Source organism: Rheinheimera sp., assembly GCF_036782235.1.
In the GTDB taxonomy this organism is placed as follows: Bacteria; Pseudomonadota; Gammaproteobacteria; order Enterobacterales; family Alteromonadaceae; genus Pararheinheimera.
Window position 1 is genome coordinate 298567 of the sequence record NZ_DAIPZL010000001.1, and the last position, 21071, is coordinate 319637.

Below are 21071 nucleotides of genomic sequence, written 5' to 3' on the forward strand. Positions count from 1 at the left end.
ACCGGCCATCGGCGGAACTGGGGCGTTGGTCGTTTGTTGATGGAATTTAGCGATCACTAAAGTAAGCTCAAGGCTAAAAAATCAGCGGAGCCCGCCATGTTGTTAAAACCAATTGTGTTATTCAAACCTGCTTTTGTTGTTGTGTTGTGCGGCCTGGCCATCAGCCCGGCTTATAGCTACGACAGAGTAACAGGCCATGACTTTGCCAGCCGATCTGAAGTGATAGCGCCGCACGCCATGGCCGCCACCAGTCAGCCGCTGGCCACCCAGATTGCACTGGATATTATGAAACAAGGGGGCAACGCCATAGACGCCGCTATTGCTGCCAACGCCGCCTTGGGTTTAATGGAGCCCACAGGCAACGGCATAGGCGGTGACTTATATGCCATTGTCTGGTCGGCCAAAGATAAAAAACTGTTTGGCCTGAACGGTTCCGGTCGTTCACCCAAAGGTATGACGCTGGAGAAAATGCAGGCCGAAGTCAAAAAACTTGGCCGCACCGACATTCCGCCTTATGGCATGTTGCCGATCAGTGTACCTGGCGCAGTGGATGGCTGGTTTAGCTTACATGGCAAGTTTGGCAAATTACCAATGGATAAAATTCTGGCGCCCGCCATCACCTACGCCGAACAGGGTTTCCCGGTATCTGAATTGATTGCCTATTACTGGGGTGTGTCAGTGCCAAAATTATCACCACAACCCGGTGATTTTAAAGGCTCTTTTACTATTAATGGCGAAGCACCAAAAAAAGGTGAGATGTTTAAAAACCCGGCGCTTGCCAATACCTTAAAAATTCTGGCCAAAGATGGCCGCGACGCTTTTTATCAGGGCGACATCGCCCGCAAAATTGATGCTTTTATGCAAAAAGAAGGCGGTTATTTACGTTATGAAGACTTAGCGTCACATAAATCGGAGTGGGTAGAGCCGGTGTCGGTCAATTACCGCGGTTTTGATGTGTGGGAATTACCACCCAATGGTCAGGGGATTGCCGCTTTGCAGATGCTGCAAATTTTAAAAAATTTCGATTTAAAAGCTATGGGTTATAACAGCGCAGAGAGCCTGCACACCTTAATTGAAGCGAAAAAACTGGCCTTTGAAGACAGGGCCAAATTTTATGCTGACCAGGACTTTCACAAGGTGCCAGTGAAAGGCTTAGTTTCTGAAGCTTATGGCCGCGAGCGCGCCAAACTGATCAGCGATAAAGCGGCGCAGCGGGTGGACGCCGGTAACCCTAACCTGTATGAAGGCGATACCATTTATATGACCACAGCCGACAAAGACGGCAATATGGTGTCGCTGATCCAGTCAAACTACCGTGGTATGGGTTCTGGCGTGGTGGTGCCTGGTTTAGGTTTTGTATTCCAGGACCGTGGCCAGATGTTTTCGCTGGACCCGAAACACGCTAATGCTTTTGCACCTGGCAAACGTGCTTTTAACACCATTATTCCGGCTTTTATTACCAAAGACGGCCAACCTTATGTCAGCTTTGGCGTGATGGGCGGCGCTATGCAGCCACAGGGCCATGTGCAGATTGTGGTGAATATGATTGATTACGGCATGAACCTGCAGGAAGCCGGCGACGCCGCCCGTTGGCAGCACCTTGGCAATACCGAACCAACTGACGGTAGCCAGATGTATCTGGAAAACGGCGGTTACACTGAGGTAGAACGTGGTGTGCCTTATCAGACTATTCAGCAGCTGCAGCAAAAAGGCCACGACATCCGTTATGGTTTTGGCGGTTATGGTGGTTATCAGGCCATTATGAAAGATCCAAAAACAGGCGTCTATTATGGTGCTTCAGAGTCACGTAAAGATGGTCAGGCCGCAGGTTATTAAGCCAATCCGTCCTGCAGTGACCAACTGCTGGCTGTGATAAATCCTGACAAACGGACAACAAAAAGGGCGGTCTCAACCGCCCTTTCTTTTTGCTTTTTTGTCAGGGATTAATCCTGACCAATCCGCGCTTTAATATCATTAATTAACGACGATGAAGCCAGGCCGTTGGCACCGGCCCAAGCTTCTAAATCTTCCGCTACCAGCGATTTAGCCGGCATCTGTTTTACAAAAAAAGACCCCACTTCATAAGCGTCACTGCGCATGGCAAATTTAATTAAAGATTCGTTATTGCACTGCACGCTGTCATAAATTTTACGCACGTTCAGTTTGTTGTCGCTCAGCAGCTTGCGGATACGGTTTTTATCGTCCGCCTTGGTATATTCACACATGGACGTGGCCCACTGCTCATTTGCCAGCGCCGAAGGCGCACTAAAAGCCAGCATAGTTACCGCAAGCGCCACTACAGTTACAGTTTTCTTCATAACACCCTCATCCAGACTTGAAAAATTTTCTCCCCCGACACCTGTTACGCGCCGGCACAAGCCAAGTATTGGCGTTTATGGCACAAAGGCAAGGCTACCGGTGTCAAAATCGCTATCGAATTGATTTGATTGCTGGTTTTTTATTCTTGTTGCTATTTTGTGCATACAAATCAGTTGCAAACGCCACATTTAAAAACTTAATACTAATAATTTATTGATATTTTTATGACATCACCCACCAGCGCTGGTTACATCACAAAACTGCTGCAAGGCTAAAGCATCAACACCAAACGGCAGGACAACAAATGCGCCAGCCAATTCAACTTGTCCTTTGTTTCGCAGCCTTATTGTTTGATGCCAACCTTGCTCTGGCCGGCAGCATGGCAGAGCGTTATCCACTGCCATTAATCGCCAGCGGCTGGCCTGTGCCGGCAGAGAGTTTTCGATTTATGGTGTCGGTGCAGCTGGGTGGTGGTCATTATTGCGCTGGCGCCTTGATCAAAGCCGACTGGGTGTTAACCTCGGCCCGCTGTGTCGAACACCATCAAGCCGGTGCTGTGGTCAGATCCGGCCACAGACTGCAAAGCCAGCCTGGCCGCTTACTGAGCGTAAAACAAATTCTGCGCCATCCGCTGTATCAGCCCCATCGCCTGATCCACGATATTGCCCTGCTGCAGCTTGCCGACTCTGCACCGCTGGACGTTCAGCCGCTGCAACTGCCCACAGCCGCTGTAATGGCGCAGCTGCTGTATCCAGGTGTTTATCTGGCAAGCGCCAGTTGGGGCGCGATGACAGAACGGGGCGAAGCGGCCGATGAACTGCAGCAACAAAGTTTGCCGCTGCAAGACTACCACCACTGTAACCAACCTGAGGCATACAACGGCGCTGTGTTGCCTTCGATGTTATGTGCAGGTTTTGCCAGCGATACCGCAGATGATTGTGTTGCCGACAGCGGTGCGCCACTGATTGGCCGTTATCAGGGGGTTGATTATCATCTGGGGGTGGCAAGCTTTGGCCGGGGCTGTGCACAAAACGCTGATCAGCCTGTTATTGCCGCAGCAACCACAACAAATATACAAACCAACAGCAATAGGGCGAGCTACACCATTTATAGCAGCAGCTGGTTTTATCTGGATTGGATAACAGCAACCTTAACAGCCAACCATTAAAAAGCTGCCCAAAAAAAAGCAGCGGACTGCAAAACCGCTGCGCAAAAGGGCCTGAGCCAGGTGATTAGAAAGGGTAAAAAAACGGGTTATGCCGACAGTGGGTTAAAAGCTGCATACAACATAAAAGCTGTTACTGTAGTGTTAGCCTCCATCCAACAGCTTGTACTCACAACTGTTTTTGTTCGTTCTGTTATTCGTGTGATTGCCAATAGCCACTGTTTATTGCCAGTATTCGATGATGCGACTGACTTTATCACCCCGAAATTCAAACACTGCCAGATGATGGTGTGCCACCCCCTGCTGCATTTCCACCCGCTGCACAGCCACAGCGTTGTAACCAGGTATTTGTGTTTGGATCTGATAACGTGGCGCCGTCAGGTTATATTTGCCCAAGGCCTGCAGCCTGAGCGTATTGGCATAAAGTTTTTCTCTGGAATATTCACCGCCATATACCTGATGCTGATACACAAAATCGGTGTGATACATGGTAAAAAGTGCGTCGACATCGGCCTGACTGGAACCTTTTAACATCACTTTGTTTTGCGCTTCGGTAATGGCCACTACTTTGGCTTTCAGTTCTTCAGCATCAAGAACCTTTGTATCCGCAGGCTGCGCCGCCGCACCACTGCAGAACCCCAAAAACAGCACACCAACCAAGCCTGATAATAATCCCATAAATTTTTGCATCATGCTTCCTTGCCCTTATTAAGCTGTTGTAAGTCAGACTAATCAACAAAACAAAAACGCCAGCACCAGCCGTGACCAGTGGTGGCAAATTTGGGATAGGCACAAAGGCCCCAAAGCGGCAGCAGGGTTATTTCAGAGCGGCGGCTGGCGCAAGCGAAAAACGACGCCGATACAGCCCTTATATCAAGCCCAGACCAGCCGGATGGCAAAAGCGCTGAATAACATGCCCAGCAGCAAGTTGCCGGCTTTGGCCGCCAGCGGCTGATGGCGGAAAAAACCGGCAATAGCCCGGCCGGCATAAATCAGCACAGTGAGATAACACAAACTGACCAGCTCTAAGACCAATGCCAGCACCAGATAAGGCAACCAGGCTGGCTGATAGCTGTAGTCGATAAACTGAATAAAAAACGACAGATAAAACAAAATAGCTTTGGGGTTGGTCAGGCTCAATAACAAAGACTTACGAAACACCGAACCGCTAATATTGTGAGGGGTGTGATTTGTGCCGGCGCCCGTTGTGGAATTGTCTGCACTGGCCTTGTGCTGGCGCAGGCTTAATAAAATTTGCACACCCAGATACAACAAATAAGCCGCGCCTAAATACCGCACCCAGCGAAACAACTCAGGAGATGCCAATAACAATGAAGCAACCCCCAGATAAGCCAATAAAATCAGCAGCGCATCACCAAGCAGCACAGCCGCCAGCGCCTGCCAGGCCGCCTGAGCCCCCCGGCTGATACTGGTTTTAAGCACAAACAAACTATTGGGCCCGGGCAGCAAAATAATCACAATGACACCGCTGACAAAAGTCCAGAACTGGAGAATACCGAGGTTTTCCATACTGCTCCTGCAGTGATAAATACGGAATGAAAAAAATGTCCGAGCGCTGAGCTCAACCTGCTGGTTTACCGGCCAAATGCTGTTTGCCGTTATTGCTCTTTTTTAATCAGGGTTAAGGTTCTTTCAATAAAACGCACCAAGGCCTGCTCCGGAACAAAATCCGCTGTAGGTTCAGGGTTAAATTGTTGCAGAATCCGCTTTATTTCCGCATCATTTTTAATGTCGTCTACTGTTTTACCGGCACGAGAAAGCTGTTGCACCCGTGCCACCCAGGCCGTGGTATGGAGCTGAAACTGACGAAGCTCAGCCTTGCTGCCAGGTTTACCATGACCAGGCACTATCAGACTCTGGTTGTCTCCAAGCGCTAAAATAGCGTTGATAGCTTGGTGAAACCCGGCCAGCCCACCAGCGTAAAAGGTTGGATGCCAGCTGCGGTCGTAAATATCTCCAACAAAAATACTGTTGCTGGCTTTGTGGTAAAACACTGTATCCAAAGTGGTATGAGACGCAGCACTTGCTGACTGAAATCCAGCCAAATGACTGCTATCTGCCAACAATACCGCGCCTTTTTGCACAAAATAACTGTTACCGCCCTGATGATCGGCGTGCGCATGGGTATTTAAAATAAATTGCACCGGCGCGCCCAGCAGAGACTTTATTTGTTGTTCAAGCTGCACCAACTGATCTTCACCCGGCATAGGGTCAATCAACACCAATCCCCCAGCAGTTTTAAACACGCCTATATTGGTGCCATAAGCTGGCGTCAAGATATAAGCGTCGTTGCCAATCGGTTGCACTGTCATCGCAGTTTCTGCAGCCAGACCAGCACCGCAGCCAAGAGCTGCGCCAAGATAACAAGTCGTGATTAACCACAGCAGATGTTTCATCAAAATCCTTTTTTATCAGACCGTTACTTTTGCCTTGTGCTTATTTCAGCAAAGCACGACCCGGTTCATGGCCGTCGTAACGCGGTAAATCCGCGTCCAGATCATCCCAGTTAGCTCTTGAAGATACAAAGTTATGTGACATCGGCCGCTCTTCGATATCGGAGTCCAATATACCCAGCCTTAAACGTAACAGCCCAGGAGTGGCGTCGTTACTGCTAAAAATGGGCGAAGCGCAGACTTTGCAAAAATGCCGTTTTTTGCCAGGCGACATTTCATAAAAATGGATGTGTTCCTGCCCTGTTTTAATGCTGAAATCCGCCACAGCCACAAAACCATTGGTTGCATAGGCAGTCCCGCTACTCTTTCTGCACTTTGAACAATGGCAATGGATAATAGACTTAATAGCACCACTGATTTCTAAGGTAACAGCACCACATAAACAGCTTCCCTGATACATCTGATGTCCTTATGTTTTTCTGTTCCTAAAGCAGGCCAGAGCGCAATGTGCTGCAAATGGCTGATGGATCAATATTGACCGGCGATAAAGGCATGTAGGTCAGCCCTGTATTATGCCGAACCTGGATTGGATCAAAATCTAAATTTCACTGCACCTGACTGTAAAGTATTAGAGCAAAATGCAATCTATGACTCGCCTTCATTTTATTTCTTTGGCTACTTTCTTTGTCAGCAAAGAAAGTAGCTCGCCCTTGCGGCGAAACCGCTTTTAAAACAACATGCCGCAGGCATCCATAAACCAGCACAAACCAACTGGCTATCAGCCAAACCAGTGTCACCTATGTGGTTGAACCGAAGTGTCACCTATCAGAGTGAATAGCCAGGCTTACGTAGCCCCGTCAGCCATCAAGCGGCAAAAGCTAAGCAGAACGCTGCTTCACTGCTTCCAAAAGCACTTCTGCTTTGGTCAGCTCAAAAGTCTTAGGTGCGTCCACATTTAACAGCTGCACCACACCGTCTTCCACTATCATGGCGTAGCGTAAAGAGCGCAGGCCGCCAAAGTCGCCGCTGTCGGTTGCTAAACCACAGGCGGTGGCAAAACGGCCGGCACCGTCGGCTAAAAACAGAATGTCACCGGCGTTTTGTTGTTTGCCCCAGGCGTCCAGCACATAAGCGTCGTTGACGGCCGTGCAGATAATACGGTCAACACCTGCCTGAAAAAACTGCTCGGCCAGCTCGACAAAACCCGGTAAGTGCGCCGCACTACAGGTGGGGGTAAAGGCGCCGGGTAATGCAAATAACACCACGGTTTCGCCGCTGAATACTTCTTTGGTGGTTAAAGTCACCACCCCGTTGTCGGTCAGTCGCTGAAAGCTGACTTCCGGTAATTTATCGCCCACCTTGATCATGGGTTGCTCCTGTTGTTCTTCATCATGCGATTAAAATTATTGTTTTTTGTTTCAGATGCAAAAAATCGCGCTGGCTTAATCCAGTGCTGCTTTTACATAAACATCAAATCTGTTGTTTTTGCCTTCAATACTCATACTGGGTTTTTGCCCGGCCAGAAACTCCGCATAACCCGGCCTTTTGACCACCACCCTTTTGCTGGCGAGGTGAAACGCCAGTGGCAGCAAAGCATCGGCATCGGGATCGCTGCCCACCACATCATGAAAAGCACGCATTTCTTTTTTAACTGCAGCGGATTTTTCCCGCGCCGGAAACATCGGATCCAGATAAACCACATCGGGTGCTGGCAAAGTTTGCAGCGCCTCGGCCGCACTTTGAAATACCAGCTGCATGCGCTGCGGCAACCAGTCACACACTTCAGGGTCGAGCCTGGCACGGCGTAAACCGTCCCACAACAGCAACGCCACTGAAGGATTACGCTCGACTAAAGTCACCTGAGCGCCCAGGCTTGCCAGCACCAGTGCATCGCGGCCAAGACCTGCGGTCGCGTCTATCACGGTTAAACCGGCTTTTTTACTCAGGCCTACAGCTTTGGCAATAGCTTCACTTTTACCACCCCCAAATTTGCGGCGGTAAGTGGCAGCGCCACTGGCAAAATCCACCAGAATATCACCTTGTTTGGCAAGTTCGATGCTACGCAGCACCAGCGCTTCACCGGTCCAGGCTAAATGCCAGCCAGTCACAGACGTTGCCAGGCTGATGCCAAAACCGGCGACGGCATTTTGGATTTCTGCCGGCAGATTTTCTGTTGCCAGTAACTGATGTTCAGGCTGTATTGTCATGCGTCGTCCGCCATGTCAGCCGCACCGGCGCCAGTGAGCCCCAGATAATTGTCACCGCTACTGAGCGCCACTAAACGGCTTAAAGTGGTCAGGCTCAAACCCGACTCTTGCTGCCACAGATTAAACTGCGCCTGAATTTTTTGCAGACTGCTTTTGCTGGTTAAACCACCATCAATGACCTGATAAGCCCGTAAATAAGCTTCCACGTCGCTACTCAGTAAAAAAGTGTCTTTGCCCATAGCACGCAGCGCATAAGGGCCGGTGTTGCCCCCCAGCCTGGCACCACGCTGTTTTAACAGCTGCCACAGACCAATAATATTGTCTGTTGGCCACTGCGCCACCAGGGAGGCAAAACTGCCATGCTCACGGGCTAAATCATCAATCATCAGTGCGTTGTGTCTGATGGTCAGCACCTTGCTGCCGTTGCGGATAATACGCGGGTCCTGCGCTTTGGCCGCCAGCATTTCGTCGCTCATCATCAGCATTTTTTCGATGGAAAAATCAAAAAACACTTCACAAAAACCCGGCCACTTTTGCTCGACCACCCGCCAGACAAAACCACTCTGAAATACTTTTTTGCTAAAAGCAGCCAGCCAGTCGCTGTCCTGGTATTGCATCAAAGCGGCAGTGCTGAGCGGCTGTTGTCCTAATAATAACTGCAGCTGAGCTTCACCACCTTTACGCTCCAGTGCCCGCTGATAAATCTGCGACACCTTTTCCACTTTGGCCATAGGCCCATCCTTTTTAAAACCAAAACTCAGCTGCTTTAGCTGAGTCTGCTGTTACTTCATTTGTTTGTGAGCAGGCAATGACATTGCCTTGTTACATCAAATCGCCCGGCGGGCCAGCCTGACAGACACCTTCAACTAACACCACACCGGGTTTGGGCACCACAGCACAGTCAGATATCAGCCCCAGCTGCTGGTTATGCTGTTGCACCAGCAGGTTATAACGTGCCACTTTGGCCAACAGTTCAGTTTCGTTGCCTTGTTCTGCGGAATACACCAGATAAGACTGCGGCCCACCACAAGGTTTGGCACCAAGCCCCACCACCCGGCACTGCGCCACTGTGCTGGCTTTGGCCTGGCCCACCAGCTGCACAATGTCCTGATACATGCTTTGCAGTTCGCTGCTGCTCACCGCTGCCGGAAGCTGTTGTTCTTTTTTCATCACCACCTCTGCATCTGCTGGCATTTGCACCTGCGGTGCCGGCTGCGCAGCAGGCACCTTGCTGTTGGCAGAACCTTGTGTCAAAGCAGTCTGCTGTGATTGCGGGCTGCAACCGGCCAGCACTGCTGCCGAAATGACGGCAAAAAGTGCTGCCTGCCACCAAGACTGCCTGGCTGCTACCGCCTGAATGCCAGCGCCGCGCATCAGGCGGCGGCTCCGGCATGAATGCCCATATGGCGTAATAAGGCGGCATTTGAAGGTTCGCGACCACGGAAGGCTTTAAACAACTCCATCGGCTCGGCGCTGCCACCCCGCTCTAAAATACAGGTCAGGAAGTCGGCGCCTGTGCTGGCATTAAACACCCCTTCTTCTTCAAAGCGGCTAAAGGCGTCGGCCGACAGCACTTCGGCCCATAAATAGCTGTAATAACCGGCGCCATAACCACCGGCAAAAATATGACTAAAGCTGTGCTGGAAGCGGTTAAAACGTGGCGGAACTATTACCGACACTTCTGCACGCACTTCATCCAGCAACTGCTGCACCCGGCCGCCGAGCTCAGGCTGATATTCAGCGTGTAAGCGAAAATCAAACAACGCAAACTCCAGCTGACGCACTAAAAACATCGCGCTCTGGAAGTTTTTCGCCGCCAGCATTTTATCCAGCAACTGCTGTGGCAGTGGCTCGCCCGTTTCATAATGGCCGGAAATCACCTGCAAAGCTTCAGGCGCCCAGCACCAGTTTTCCATAAACTGGCTTGGTAGCTCTACCGCATCCCAGGGCACGCCATGAATACCGGCAACGGCACTGGCGTCTACTTTGCTCAGCATATGATGCAGGCCATGACCAAATTCGTGGAATAAAGTCACCACTTCATCATGGGTAAAAAGCGCCGGCTTGCCGCCCACAGGTTTATTAAAGTTACAGGTCAGGTAAGCCACAGGGTGTTGCAGGCTGCCGTCGGCACGCCATAACCTGTCCTGACATACGTCCATCCAGGCGCCACCGCGTTTTTTGGCGCGGGCGTATAAATCCAGGTAAAAACTACCGCGTAACTCGCCTTTGTTATCCAGAATGCGGTAAAACTTCACATCCGGATGCCAAACATCAACGCCGTCTTGTTGCTCAACCGTGACACCAAAAAGTTTCTGCAGCACAGTAAATAAACCGCTCAGCACCTTAGGCTCAGGAAAATACGGCCTTAATACCTCGTCAGAAATGGCGTATTTGGCCATTTTCAGTTTTTCCGAATAATAAGCGATATCCCAGGCATTGAGGCTGCTTTGGCCATGCTCGGCTCTGGCAAAAGCCTGCAGCTCAGCTAAATCCTGTTTGGCCTGAGGTTTGGCGCGTTTGGCTAAATCGGATAAAAACTCCAGCACCTGAGCCGGGCTCTCTGCCATTTTAGTCGCCAGCGACTCTTCAGCGGCGTTATTAAAATCAAGCAAAGTCGCCAGCTCATGTTTCAGCGCCAGCGTTTCTTCAATAATGGCGCTGTTATCAAACTGACCGGCGGTAGGGCCCTGATCTGAAGCGCGGGTGCAATAAGCACGGTACATTTCTTCGCGAAGCTCGGCGTTATCGGCGTAAGTCATCACAGCGATATAACTTGGGAATTCCAGCGTAAACACATAACCGTCCAGCTCACGGCTTTGCGCAGCTTCTGCGGCGGCAAGTTTGGCGTCTTCAGGTAAACCAGCCAGCAGGCTTTCGTCTGTCACCTGCTTAAACCAGGCCTGGGTGGCATCTAAACAATGGTTGGAGAAGGTGGAGGATAAATCAGATAACCGGCTTTGAATTTCACCATAACGCTGTTTTTTCTCGTCCGACAACCCAATGCCCGACAATTTAAAGTCACGCAGCGCGTTTTGAATCACTTTTTGCTGGGCGCTACTGAGCCTCTGATATTCAGCGCTTTGACTCAGCTCCAGATAAGCCTGATACAAACCTTCATGTTGCCCCACCCAGGTGCTGAAATCCGACAGCAGCGGCAGACAACTTTCATATGCTTCACGCAGCTCTGGTGATGACACCACCGAATTTAAATGCGACACCGGCGACCAGAGCCGGCTTAAATGATCAGAACTTGCTTCGGTCGCCTCAATCAGTGACTGCCAGCTGACCGGACGGCTTTGTACTGCCTGCTCTACCGCAGCGCGGCATTCGGCCAATGCCTTTTCCACCGCAGGCAACACCATATCAGCACTGATTTTGGAAAAAGGCGGTAACGCCGTAAAATTAAATAACAGATTGTCCATAAAAAACCCCGGGGGTTGCGACATGCCAAAAAGATAAACAGGATAATAACCTGAGTTATGGGTGGGTGCAGATTTTCTCAAGCAGCAATACAGAAAATAACGGGGATTCGGGCACTGGCCGGGCTAAATCCACCGGCCTGTGGCTATTTTACACAGTCATGCACTCAACAATTTTTCCATACAAATTGACTGTGAGCTGTATTTGTATTTGCCATAACTGGCGCACTTTTTAAAACCTTTGTGCAGGTAAAAGTTTACCGCTTTGCTGTTGATAATACGTGCTGCACCCACCAGTTTTTGAAAACCATGCTGACGGGCATAGTTTTCCAGATAAGCCAGCACTGCAGTGCCAACGCCGGGTTGACGCGAATACATGCGTTTAATTTCGGCAGTGCTGTCATTGAGTTTTAGCAGCAAACCACAACCCACGGCCTTGCCATCATGCCAGGCCAGCACTGCCACCAGCACATCAGCGCCATTCATGACCAGTTGCTGCGGATCTTCCTGTGCAGTATGACCCAGGGCATCAGATAAGGCTTTAAACAACGCAAGCAAAGCAGGATCGCTCAAGGGTACTTCGGTCATACTGTACATAACTGTCCTCTTGATTTGGGTATAGTCACAGCTGTGGCTTTGGGGTTCGTATCGCAGGCCAGACATGCAGAGCCAGGCTCTTGCCTGTTAAAGCCAGACTGTTTTCACAACAGGCGCTGGCCCACGATGTTAATAAACTGAAAACACTGACAAATAAGCGGCGTTTTGCCATCAGTTTTTGCACCTGCTGCCCCCAGTATGGCTGACAAAATTCAGCTTTTGCAGCAACGGCATGGTTATTTAACGCAAAGTTGAGGCTTTTGGCTGAAAAATTGCGTGACAGCGGCTGGCGCTTTGGCATACTCGAAACGTTTATTTGCCATCAGGCAACAACAGCTCCCCGTGAATTCCAAGGAAAACAACATGAAAAAGACCATGGTTGCAACCACAGTTGCAGCAGTACTGGCATTAAGCGCCTGTACTGACAATAAAGCCCCTGCGCAAGCCGAACAACAAGCTCAGCCTGTCGCTGCTGCCCAAGACAAAACTGCTGCAGTGACAGCCAGCAACCCACTGTTACAACCAAGCCCACTGCAATATCAGGCACCTGAATTTGACAAAATTAAGGTTGAACATTATCAGCCTGCGATGGAACAGGGCATTGCCGAACACGCTGCTGAAATTGAGAAAATTGCCAACAACACTGAAGCCGCCACTTTTGAAAATACCATTGTGGCTATGGAGCAAAGTGGTGCGCTGTTAGACCGCGCCAGCTCAGTGTTTTTTAATATGACAGGCACTATCAGCAACCCGGACATTCTGAAAATTCAATCAGAAATGGCGCCAAAGCTGGCTGCGCACGGTGACAACATTAACTTAAACCCGACTTTGTTTGCCCGCGTCAAAGCCATTTACGACAACCGCGCCAACCTGAATCTGGATGCTGAGTCACTGCGTTTAACTGAAGTGTATTACGACCGTTTTGTCCGCGCTGGCGCTCTTTTAACTGACGAGCAAAAAACCAAGATCCGCGCTTTAAACGAAGAGCATTCCAAGCTGACCAACCAGTTCAGCCAGAACCTGTTAAAAATCACCAAAGACATCGCAATTTTTGTCGATGACAAAGCCAAACTGGCTGGTTTTTCAGAAGCTGAAATTCAGGCTGCTGCTGAAGGCGCCAAAGCCCGTGGTCAGGAAGGCAAATATGTGATTGAACTGACCAACACTACCCGTCAGCCAGCTTTAGCTGTGCTGGAAAACCGTGAACTGCGTCAGCAAATCTGGGAAGCATCTGCTTACCGCGGCACCAAAGGTGACACCGACAACAGACCTCTGGTGGCTCGCCTGGCGCAAATCCGTGCTGAACGTGCACAACTGTTAGGTTTTGATAGCTGGGCTGATTACCAGCTGGAAAAAGCTATGGCGAAAAAACCACAGGCGGTGATGGACATGCTGGGTAGCATGGTGCCAGCCGTGGTTGCCAACACCAAACTGGAAGCTGCTGCTATTCAGGAAATGATCAAAACCACAGGCGGTGATTTTGAGCTGCAGCCATGGGACTGGGAGTTTTATGCTGAGAAAGTGCGTAAAGCCAAATATGACTTAGACGAAAACGAAGTAAAACAATACTTTGAGTTTAACCGTGTGCTGCACGATGGTGTGTTCTTCACCATGAACAAACTCTTTGGTATTACATTCAAAAAACGTGCTGACTTACCGGTTTACCACCCGGATGTAGAAGCTTATGAAGTGTTTGACGCCGACGGCAGCAGCATTGCTATTTTCTACGCTGACTATTTTGCCCGTGACGGCAAACGTGGTGGCGCCTGGATGAGCTCTTTTGTGGATCAAAGCGACCTGGCCGGTACTAAACCAGTAGTGGTCAACGTGATGAACATTCCAAAAGGCCCGGCCGGCGAACCAACCCTGGTGAGCTATGACAATGTGACGACTATGTTCCACGAATTAGGCCACGGCCTGCACGGTATTTTCTCCAAAGTAAAATACCCGACGCTGGCTGGTACTTCAGTATCCCGCGACTTTGTTGAATTCCCGTCAACCTTCCAGGAAGACTGGGCCGCTTACCCTGAAGTGATTGCCAACTACGCCAAACACTACAAAACAGGTGAAGCAATTCCGGCTGAACTTTTGGCCAAAATTATGAAGTCACGCAGCTTTAACCAGGGTTTTGACACCCTGGAATATATGGCGGCCGCTTTAGTGGATATGGAATGGCATGCGTTAAAACCAGGCACTGAGCTCCCTGACGTGGAAAAATTTGAGCAAGACGCGCTGAAAAAACACGGTGTAGACATTGCTGCTGTACCACCACGTTATAAATCAACTTACTTCAGCCACTCTATTGGCGGCGGTTATTCAGCCGGTTATTACGCTTATATGTGGTCAGAAATTCTGGCAGCAGACGCTTACGCTTTTGTACAGTCGCAGGGTGGTCTGAAACTGGAAAACGGCGTGAACTTCCGTAAACACATTTTATCTGTCGGCAACACCCTGCCACCAATGGAAGCTTATAAAAACTTCCGTGGTCAGGAACCAACTACAGATGCACTGCTGATCCGCCGTGGTTTAAAAACTGCGGTGAACTAACAGCACACAACCGCAGCACCATGTATGCTGACTGAACAAAGCCGGTGCCCGCACCGGCTTTTTTTTACTGCTTCTGCCAACTGGCCGCTTAAGTTGACAGCACTGCTGTTGCCCTACCATGTAAGGGCTTCCCTAAAATGTGAAAAGTTGTAAGCAGAACAGCGTTTGGGTTAGCGATTTTCATGAAATCTGTGTTTGCCAGCACAAGAAAATCACAGAAATATAACCCAAACAAGTCAGTTTAACTTATTGTTACCGAATGATTTTTAGCGGTATGTGTCTTGGTGCAGCCAGAGGCCATTGCCTATACTGAGGCACCTGAAACCAGAGCATGGAGCAAGGAATGCCCCCGCTAAAATTGATGGTTGCCGACAGTGATCTGCAATCTTGCCGTCACTTATTAGGACTGTTGAGTTATTACCCCAATTTGCAGCTGCAAAGCTGTTGTCACGACTACAACGAGCTGCAGCAGCAATGTAAAGAACCGCCTGATTTAATTTTTCTGGATATGCATTTGCCAGGTTTACCCGACGAGCAGCTGCTGTTTAGTGACAAAACCCCTTACCAGCCGCCGCTGCTGATAGCTCAAAGTCACCGCGAACAGGATGCTTACCTGGCGGTGGAAAGTTATGCCTTTAATTTTTTATTAAAACCGGTCAACCGGCTGCATCTGGCGCGCACTTTAATGAATGCCCACAGTTTGCTGCGCCAGCAACCGGAACAAAGTTACAGCCCTTACCCGGCCAAACTGAAGTTTCACAATGGCCATTCGATACTGAGCCTGGATGAACCCGGTGTGCTGATGATCCAATCGGCCGGCAATTATTTATGTATTCACACCACGGACGGCAATCATGTGGTGCGTGATACCCTTAAAGCTATTTTGCCCAGGTTGCCCAAATGTTTTGTGCAAATTCACCGTTCCACTCTGGTGAACCTGCATCATCTGAAGCAACTGAGTTTACAACGTGGGGTGTATTTGCTGGAGCTGACCGACCACAGCCTGGTACCGGTGTCGCGCCGTTTTAAACGTGAGCTGCAGTCGTTATTGCGTGACTATTTAAATTAGTGGTTGAAGCAATAACAAGATATACCGCAACAACCCCCTAAGCTGCTGTTTTTCAGCAGATTTTTTAACAGAAGCGGCGCTTTCGCCAGCGCTGCTGTACATTTTTGTACGATTTTTTGCCGCTATAACTGCTACACCTGCATCATCCGCAGTCACAAGTTAGCCAGCTTAGTTATGACGCCTTCAGCACCATTCGACAAGCATTTTGCCAATAGCGCCTGGTCAAGGCCGGGCAAACTGTATCTGCAGCCCGGTGAGTTGTATGTGGGCGCCGGTTATCCTTTGATCCAAACCCTGCTCGGCTCTTGTGTCGCAGTCTGTGCCAGCCACAACCCAACTGGAAATCTGGCTATTTGCCATCTGGTTTTGCCGGGTGGCCAGGGCAAAGTGGCGGCCGATTATCGTTTTGCTGATCACAGCTTGCCGGTGTTATACAGCGCTGTGCAACAGCTGGCACCAGCGCAGCAGTGGCAATGGCGTTTATTTGGTGGTGCCAGCATTGGCGGCGAGCGCGATTATTTTGCTATTGGCCAGCAGAATCTCAACGCTGTGCTGGCTTTTGCCAACACACATCAGATCCGCTTTTGCGACAGTGACACCGGTGGTCAGCAAGGCCGGATTATTCAGCTCAGGCAAGACGGCAGTTATCAGCTGCACTATTGTGGCAACGCGTTTTAACACAGGCGCTGCCACTGAGCTGACGACCAATATCACCAGAGCTGTGACATCCGTCACTGATTTTATGCCGCTTGTCCCTTAGGCTCAAAACTTCACCCTTTAGTCACAATACCTCTGTTTCCGGGCGCGGGCTCTGCCACACTGCAGTCGTGATCAGCAGGGATCACATCACTCAGAGGAAACGCAGATGAAAGCAAGATTCTCGTTAGTTACAGCTCTGGTGGTTGCGTGTTTTGCCTTCCAGGCTGGCGCAGGTCAGACTGAGCAACAACCTTATGGCTACAACGCTTTGGTAAAAATTTGCACCGAAACCCGTCAGGATGACAGACTTGGCCTGAAAAACGCACTGAAAGAACATCGGATTAAAATCCAGACCGCAGTGGATAAAGTGGTTTGTAACGGTTTACCGCTGATTAGTTTTGCCCGGGCAGAACAGTCTTTTAAAGTGGCAAAAATGCTGGCCCCCTATGATCGTAAAGGTGAAGGCCATGTGGATATCAAAGATATCGCAGCGCCAAACTAAGACCCCCAATCAGGATCTTCAAGGTCAACTACAGCTTAAGCTGATGTTAAACATCAAACAAAAAGGCCGGCAATCAAGCCGGCCTTTGTATTTTGCTGATAACAGTTTAAGGCTGTTTAGTCACAGTCAATACGGGCGCAGCTACGTCGCTGGCATTAACACTAAACTGATAATTGCCTGCTTCAGAGAGCGCCAGTTTTAAATTGGCGCCACTGCGTCCCAGCGGTTTTGCTGCGCCTAATACCACATCCACGCCATCACCGGCGGCTGCACCAAAATCAACGGTCGACCAGTCGGCAGAAGCCACTTTAAACTCGTAGTTACCGGCTGCCAGATTCACTGTGACTCTGTAGCTGTTGTTACCGGCATAGTTAAAGGGGTTGTTTTCACTCCAGCCATTGAGGCTGCCGCGTAAATACACTTTGGTGCTGCCATAAGGCACATATTCACTGACGGTCAGCACAGGTGCTGTTGCGACTCTGGCATCAAGCGTAAACACATAGGTACCGGCATTAAAGTTGGCTTTGAGGTTCGCGCCCTGACGGTTCAGGGTTTGTGCCACACCAAACTGCACCTCTTGTTCGCCTGATTTGGCACCAAAGTCGACCGTCGACCAGTCCGCTGAAGCCACTTTAAACTCATGGGTTCCGGCTGATACAGTCACCCGTGCAGTGTAAACCCCTGAACCTTCATAACTAAAGGCATCCACTTCACCCCAGCCATTCATACCACCACGTACAAAGACGGTGGTTAAACCATAAGGTGCAATATCAGGCGCGCCCATAGTGGCATCGGCTTTAAGGCCAGAGCCCTGTGCTCCTTGTTGTGGCTTCACAAAAACCGCCGCTGTGTAAGCTGGCACCACAAATTCACCGTCGTTGCCTACGGTATTAAAGCGGCTGTCCTGCACCTTTGAGTCCGCTGAATTTTGTTGCACGCTGTGCAGCACAAAACCCTGAGCTGTAGGCACTTTATGGGTTTTCTCCATGGCTGTGCCGTTCAGCACCACCACCAGGGCATCATGGGCAGGGTCTAAATCAGTGAGGCCTGTGCCGTCGTCAATGCTCATCACAATCAGGCCCTGGGTCAGGTTTTTACCAATATTGTGAAAACCCACCCGTGCCATCACATCAGCGCCCGTGGTTAAACGGAACAGCGGGCTGCTTTTGCGGATTTGTAAAAACTCGGCAAATACATCGGATGCTAAAGCAATATGCTCCGGATAAGCCGTGGTATTGGGGTTATTGGCCACCTGCGCAATGCGGGTCCAGTTGGCTTTGTTGTCTTGCGCCAGAGGTAAACCCACGTTCCAGTTGTTGCTTTGTTTCGTAAAATCAACAAAGTTAAACCAGTCACCGGCATCATAACTGTTACGGTCCAGTGATTTAGAGCGCAGTAAGTCATCGCCCATTTGCAGGAACGGAATACCCTGACTCAGCATCGGAATCGCCAGCGCCATATTATGAATACGCACCCTGTTGTCGATGTTGATATCTGCGGCCAGCTCCAGCTGCAGTTTGTCCCACAAGGACTCATTATCGTGTTTGGACACATAGTTAATAATGTCCGCCGGATCAGCAGCATAACCTGCTGGTTGACCATTCCAGATCACACCACCAGCAGTGCCCGTGTTGCCCTGATAGTCTTTTAATACAAAATCTTTTAAGGTGCCGGCTAAACCAATTTCAATAAAGTTTTGTTGTTGCAGTTTACCCACATCAGCGTTGTTGCTAAAAAGCGCCGCACCACGCACTGAGTCACGCAGCCTGTCGTTAAAGCTGCCCACTTCAGTACCGGCCAGATTGGCCTGACGCGCCTGCACAAAACGGGCATCGTTGGCGACTTCACCAAAATTCCAGCCTTCACCATAAAAGTAGCTGTCGGCATCCACAGCTTTCACGGCTTCGCGCGCCGCTAAAATCGCGTCTTTTGGATGATGACCCATAATGTCAAACCGAAAGCCGTCAAACTTATATTCTTTGGCAAGCAGCACTAAAGAATCAGCAACAAACTTCTGCATCATTTTGTGTTCAGTGGCGGTGTTTTCACAGCAGGTAGAACGTTCCATCGCACCTGTCACAGCGTTATAACGGTGGAAATAACCCGGCACTATTTTGTCGAACACTGAGTTATCAAAAAGGCCCGATGAACTGGTGTGGTTGTACACCACATCCAGCACTACCCTAAGGCCAAGTCCGTGCAGCGCCTGGTTCATCGCGCGCATTTCTTTAATACGGGCCACACCTTCAGGGCTGGAGGCATAAGAACCTTCAGGCACATTAAAATGATGTGGGTCGTAACCCCAGTTAAAGCTGTCGCTTGGGCGCATGGCGTCGGCTAAGGCCTGGGCGTTTTCACCCGAACTTTGATAGCTTTTAAAAATATCTTCCAGTTTACTGGCGCCATTTTCCAGGCAGACCGCCGCTTTGTTATTAATTTTGCAAAGCTCAGCCACGGTTGAGGTTAAATCCACCCTTTTGCTGACATCTTCATTCACTGTTGCCATATCTGTGGCCGGCAGTACATGAAAGTGGGTTAAGCCACTGTCAGCTAAACGTTTTAAATGCTGCACCGGCGCTGAGTCGGTCTCGGTAAAAGCCAGATATTTACCGCGGTTGGCGGCAGAGACCGACGTATCGCGGGCACTGAAGTCGCGGATATGACCTTCATAAATCACGATATCTTCTGGGTTGGCTGCAGCGGGCACTTCGTGGTTATCCCACAAGGCAGGCTTAGTGTCGGCATCAGCAAGGTTCACAAACTGGCTGTAACGGCCATTGGTGGCGGTATTGACCGAATAGGGGTCAGTCGCTTCAATGGTTTCTACTTTTTTTGTTTGCGGATGGTACACCTCAACCTCAAATCGATAAAAAGCGCGGTTTAAACTGGCCGCTGCGCCACTGTAAGACCAGATACCACTATTGCTGTCGAACGTCATGGCATGGGTAGCGGTTAAAGCTTTGGCGGCGTTATACACTTTTAACTTCACACTGCGCGCTGTTGGCGCCCAGACTGAGGTTTTAATAGTGCTGCCTTCATACACCAGCCCCAACTTCGCTTCGTCGGCATCATTGGCGGCGCTGGTGTATAAGTCATCCAGCACTTTGGCGGCCTGCACATAGGAGGCGCCAATCAGTTTATTGGCCGAGTCGTAAGAGGCCAATGCCAGCTGGTTTTTCACCATGGTTTTAGCTTGTTCAGCGCTGAGGTTGGTTTTGTAAGCGGGCCAGTTTGCCAGATGCGGCACCAGCGCTTTTTGCTCATCGGTTAAGGCTGATGGCGTCAGCTCCACAGCTTCACCGTTGATGGTTAAAGTGTCACTGTCGATGGTTAAATCGGCCGCTGCACTATGGTGCAATTTAAATTTACTGACACCGGCAGTATCGCCATTCCACACCAGAGTGCTGCGATCCAGCCAATGGGCAGCATTGTCGGCAATCTGCACGCCCAATGAATCTATAGGGTAAATATACACCGAGGCATTGGCGTTAAAGGTCCAGCTCATGGCAACCAGTTTTTCCGGTTGTTTGGGTCCTAAATCCATTTTGGCGTCGTTGGCCCCCAGCGCCTTACCGGCGTCGTCTGTACCCACGTGAATAATAAAGTTACCGCAGGCGCCTTCTTTGCCTTTGACACCGGGTTTTAAATTCAGCAGCCAATAAGCACCGTACACAGGGTCAACACCACTGATTTCCAGGCCATTGTCCCAGGATTTTGCTAAAGAGTCGGCGGTATAAGCATCACAGCTTTCGTTATTCCAGGTGTGCAGACGGTAACCGTCATAACCGCCTTTTTTATTAAAAAACACCACGGCCTGATTCTGGCCAGCATAAAGCACAGGCTCAGGTAACTTGGGGTTATAACCGATAACACATTTTTCATTACGCGCGTCCGGGAACTGCGGCGCCGGACACTTCAGCGGCTGAGGATCCACACAGGCTGTACCCTGGGCGTTGGGTACCTGGGGTACATTACAGCTTAACAATAACTGGGCCGGCGCTGTGTCTGAACCTGTACCACCACAGCCGCTCAGCAGCAGGGCGGTCAGGCTAAGGCTGGCCAGATTCACTAACAACATTTTGTTCATTTTGCTCACTCCGTGTATTCGGTTTAGTCGGGGGCCTTTGCCC

Annotated in this window: 18 protein-coding genes; 6 read left to right on the plus strand and 12 right to left on the minus strand. The window is 50.0% G+C overall.

All coding sequences use genetic code 11. From position 1 onward, the window contains the following. Window positions 1-96 precede the first annotated feature (96 nt). On the plus strand, window positions 97-1836 hold the full coding sequence (ggt, locus tag V7P87_RS01250; RefSeq protein ID WP_333795798.1) for a gamma-glutamyltransferase: 1740 nt from the start codon (window positions 97-99) through the stop codon (window positions 1834-1836). Window positions 1837-1943: 107 nt separating this feature from the next. On the opposite strand, the gene V7P87_RS01255 is transcribed toward ggt, so the two are convergent. Then, entirely contained in the window at window positions 1944-2318 is a 375-nt protein-coding gene (locus V7P87_RS01255) for a DUF3718 domain-containing protein (RefSeq protein ID WP_333795799.1), read from the minus strand. Between the two features lie 305 nt (window positions 2319-2623). On the opposite strand from V7P87_RS01255, the gene V7P87_RS01260 reads away from it, so the two are divergent. Then, window positions 2624-3487: a S1 family peptidase gene (locus tag V7P87_RS01260; RefSeq protein WP_333795800.1), complete on the plus strand. Its 864-nt coding sequence runs from the start codon at window positions 2624-2626 to the stop codon at window positions 3485-3487. Window positions 3488-3706: 219 nt separating this feature from the next. Here V7P87_RS01260 and V7P87_RS01265 read toward each other — a convergent pair whose 3' ends face one another. The 10 genes from V7P87_RS01265 to V7P87_RS01310 all read right to left on the minus strand — a co-directional run bounded on the left by V7P87_RS01265 (window position 3707) and on the right by V7P87_RS01310 (window position 12124). After that, window positions 3707-4174 (minus strand): hypothetical protein, encoded by a 468-nt coding sequence (locus tag V7P87_RS01265; RefSeq protein ID WP_333795801.1) that lies wholly within the window; start codon window positions 4172-4174, stop codon window positions 3707-3709. A 183-nt stretch (window positions 4175-4357) separates the two neighbouring features. After that, window positions 4358-5014, minus strand: coding sequence for a leucine efflux protein LeuE (gene leuE, locus V7P87_RS01270; RefSeq protein ID WP_333795802.1), 657 nt, complete (start codon window positions 5012-5014; stop codon window positions 4358-4360). A gap of 89 nt (window positions 5015-5103) precedes the next feature. Next, complete coding sequence (locus V7P87_RS01275) at window positions 5104-5901, minus strand: MBL fold metallo-hydrolase (protein ID WP_333795803.1); 798 nt, start codon at window positions 5899-5901, stop codon at window positions 5104-5106. Between the two features lie 40 nt (window positions 5902-5941). After that, window positions 5942-6358 carry a GFA family protein gene (locus V7P87_RS01280; protein WP_333795804.1) on the minus strand — a complete coding sequence of 139 codons (417 nt, stop codon included), beginning with the start codon at window positions 6356-6358 and terminating at the stop codon, window positions 5942-5944. Between the two features lie 418 nt (window positions 6359-6776). Next, the gene (locus V7P87_RS01285) at window positions 6777-7265 is read right to left on the minus strand and encodes a peroxiredoxin (protein WP_333795805.1); all 489 of its coding nucleotides are present in this window, start codon (window positions 7263-7265) and stop codon (window positions 6777-6779) included. A gap of 75 nt (window positions 7266-7340) precedes the next feature. Continuing rightward, window positions 7341-8105, minus strand: a complete 765-nt coding sequence (locus V7P87_RS01290; protein WP_333795806.1) for a class I SAM-dependent methyltransferase — start codon at window positions 8103-8105, stop codon at window positions 7341-7343. Beyond that, window positions 8102-8836, minus strand: coding sequence for a DNA-3-methyladenine glycosylase I (locus V7P87_RS01295; protein ID WP_333795807.1), 735 nt, complete (start codon window positions 8834-8836; stop codon window positions 8102-8104). The genes V7P87_RS01290 and V7P87_RS01295 overlap by 4 nt, the downstream gene beginning before the upstream one ends. A gap of 91 nt (window positions 8837-8927) precedes the next feature. Further along, complete coding sequence (locus tag V7P87_RS01300) at window positions 8928-9479, minus strand: hypothetical protein (protein WP_333795808.1); 552 nt, start codon at window positions 9477-9479, stop codon at window positions 8928-8930. Beyond that, the gene (prlC, locus tag V7P87_RS01305) at window positions 9479-11530 is read right to left on the minus strand and encodes an oligopeptidase A (protein WP_333795809.1); all 2052 of its coding nucleotides are present in this window, start codon (window positions 11528-11530) and stop codon (window positions 9479-9481) included. Before prlC ends, V7P87_RS01300 begins: the two co-directional genes overlap by 1 nt. A gap of 156 nt (window positions 11531-11686) precedes the next feature. Further along, window positions 11687-12124, minus strand: coding sequence for a GNAT family N-acetyltransferase (locus V7P87_RS01310; protein ID WP_333795810.1), 438 nt, complete (start codon window positions 12122-12124; stop codon window positions 11687-11689). Window positions 12125-12487: 363 nt separating this feature from the next. Between V7P87_RS01310 and V7P87_RS01315 the strand changes: the two genes are divergently transcribed. From V7P87_RS01315 to V7P87_RS01330, 4 genes are all read left to right on the plus strand, one after another. Then, entirely contained in the window at window positions 12488-14671 is a 2184-nt protein-coding gene (locus V7P87_RS01315) for a M3 family metallopeptidase (protein ID WP_333795811.1), read from the plus strand. 343 nt (window positions 14672-15014) lie between these two features. Further along, window positions 15015-15740: a LytR/AlgR family response regulator transcription factor gene (locus tag V7P87_RS01320; protein ID WP_333795812.1), complete on the plus strand. Its 726-nt coding sequence runs from the start codon at window positions 15015-15017 to the stop codon at window positions 15738-15740. A 174-nt stretch (window positions 15741-15914) separates the two neighbouring features. After that, window positions 15915-16418 carry a chemotaxis protein CheD gene (locus V7P87_RS01325; protein WP_333795813.1) on the plus strand — a complete coding sequence of 168 codons (504 nt, stop codon included), beginning with the start codon at window positions 15915-15917 and terminating at the stop codon, window positions 16416-16418. Between the two features lie 187 nt (window positions 16419-16605). Next, the gene (locus V7P87_RS01330) at window positions 16606-16941 is read left to right on the plus strand and encodes a DUF3718 domain-containing protein (protein ID WP_333795814.1); all 336 of its coding nucleotides are present in this window, start codon (window positions 16606-16608) and stop codon (window positions 16939-16941) included. 106 nt (window positions 16942-17047) lie between these two features. On the opposite strand, the gene pulA is transcribed toward V7P87_RS01330, so the two are convergent. Beyond that, window positions 17048-21028, minus strand: a complete 3981-nt coding sequence (pulA, locus tag V7P87_RS01335) for a pullulanase-type alpha-1,6-glucosidase (protein WP_333795815.1) — start codon at window positions 21026-21028, stop codon at window positions 17048-17050. Between the last annotated feature and the right edge of the window lie 43 nt (window positions 21029-21071).

Excerpts from the sequence above, each read along its gene's own strand:
- ggt (WP_333795798.1), top strand. The coding sequence starts at position 97 with ATGTTGTTAAAACCAATTGTGTTATTCAAACCTGCTTTTGTTGTTGTG.
- V7P87_RS01255 (WP_333795799.1), bottom strand. The coding sequence starts at position 2,318 with ATGAAGAAAACTGTAACTGTAGTGGCGCTTGCGGTAACTATGCTGGCT.
- V7P87_RS01260 (WP_333795800.1), top strand. The coding sequence starts at position 2,624 with ATGCGCCAGCCAATTCAACTTGTCCTTTGTTTCGCAGCCTTATTGTTT.
- V7P87_RS01265 (WP_333795801.1), bottom strand. The coding sequence starts at position 4,174 with ATGCAAAAATTTATGGGATTATTATCAGGCTTGGTTGGTGTGCTGTTT.
- leuE (WP_333795802.1), bottom strand. The coding sequence starts at position 5,014 with ATGGAAAACCTCGGTATTCTCCAGTTCTGGACTTTTGTCAGCGGTGTC.
- V7P87_RS01275 (WP_333795803.1), bottom strand. The coding sequence starts at position 5,901 with ATGAAACATCTGCTGTGGTTAATCACGACTTGTTATCTTGGCGCAGCT.
- V7P87_RS01280 (WP_333795804.1), bottom strand. The coding sequence starts at position 6,358 with ATGTATCAGGGAAGCTGTTTATGTGGTGCTGTTACCTTAGAAATCAGT.
- V7P87_RS01285 (WP_333795805.1), bottom strand. The coding sequence starts at position 7,265 with ATGATCAAGGTGGGCGATAAATTACCGGAAGTCAGCTTTCAGCGACTG.
- V7P87_RS01290 (WP_333795806.1), bottom strand. The coding sequence starts at position 8,105 with ATGACAATACAGCCTGAACATCAGTTACTGGCAACAGAAAATCTGCCG.
- V7P87_RS01295 (WP_333795807.1), bottom strand. The coding sequence starts at position 8,836 with ATGGCCAAAGTGGAAAAGGTGTCGCAGATTTATCAGCGGGCACTGGAG.
- V7P87_RS01300 (WP_333795808.1), bottom strand. The coding sequence starts at position 9,479 with ATGCGCGGCGCTGGCATTCAGGCGGTAGCAGCCAGGCAGTCTTGGTGG.
- prlC (WP_333795809.1), bottom strand. The coding sequence starts at position 11,530 with ATGGACAATCTGTTATTTAATTTTACGGCGTTACCGCCTTTTTCCAAA.
- V7P87_RS01310 (WP_333795810.1), bottom strand. The coding sequence starts at position 12,124 with ATGTACAGTATGACCGAAGTACCCTTGAGCGATCCTGCTTTGCTTGCG.
- V7P87_RS01315 (WP_333795811.1), top strand. The coding sequence starts at position 12,488 with ATGAAAAAGACCATGGTTGCAACCACAGTTGCAGCAGTACTGGCATTA.
- V7P87_RS01320 (WP_333795812.1), top strand. The coding sequence starts at position 15,015 with ATGCCCCCGCTAAAATTGATGGTTGCCGACAGTGATCTGCAATCTTGC.
- V7P87_RS01325 (WP_333795813.1), top strand. The coding sequence starts at position 15,915 with ATGACGCCTTCAGCACCATTCGACAAGCATTTTGCCAATAGCGCCTGG.
- V7P87_RS01330 (WP_333795814.1), top strand. The coding sequence starts at position 16,606 with ATGAAAGCAAGATTCTCGTTAGTTACAGCTCTGGTGGTTGCGTGTTTT.
- pulA (WP_333795815.1), bottom strand. The coding sequence starts at position 21,028 with ATGAACAAAATGTTGTTAGTGAATCTGGCCAGCCTTAGCCTGACCGCC.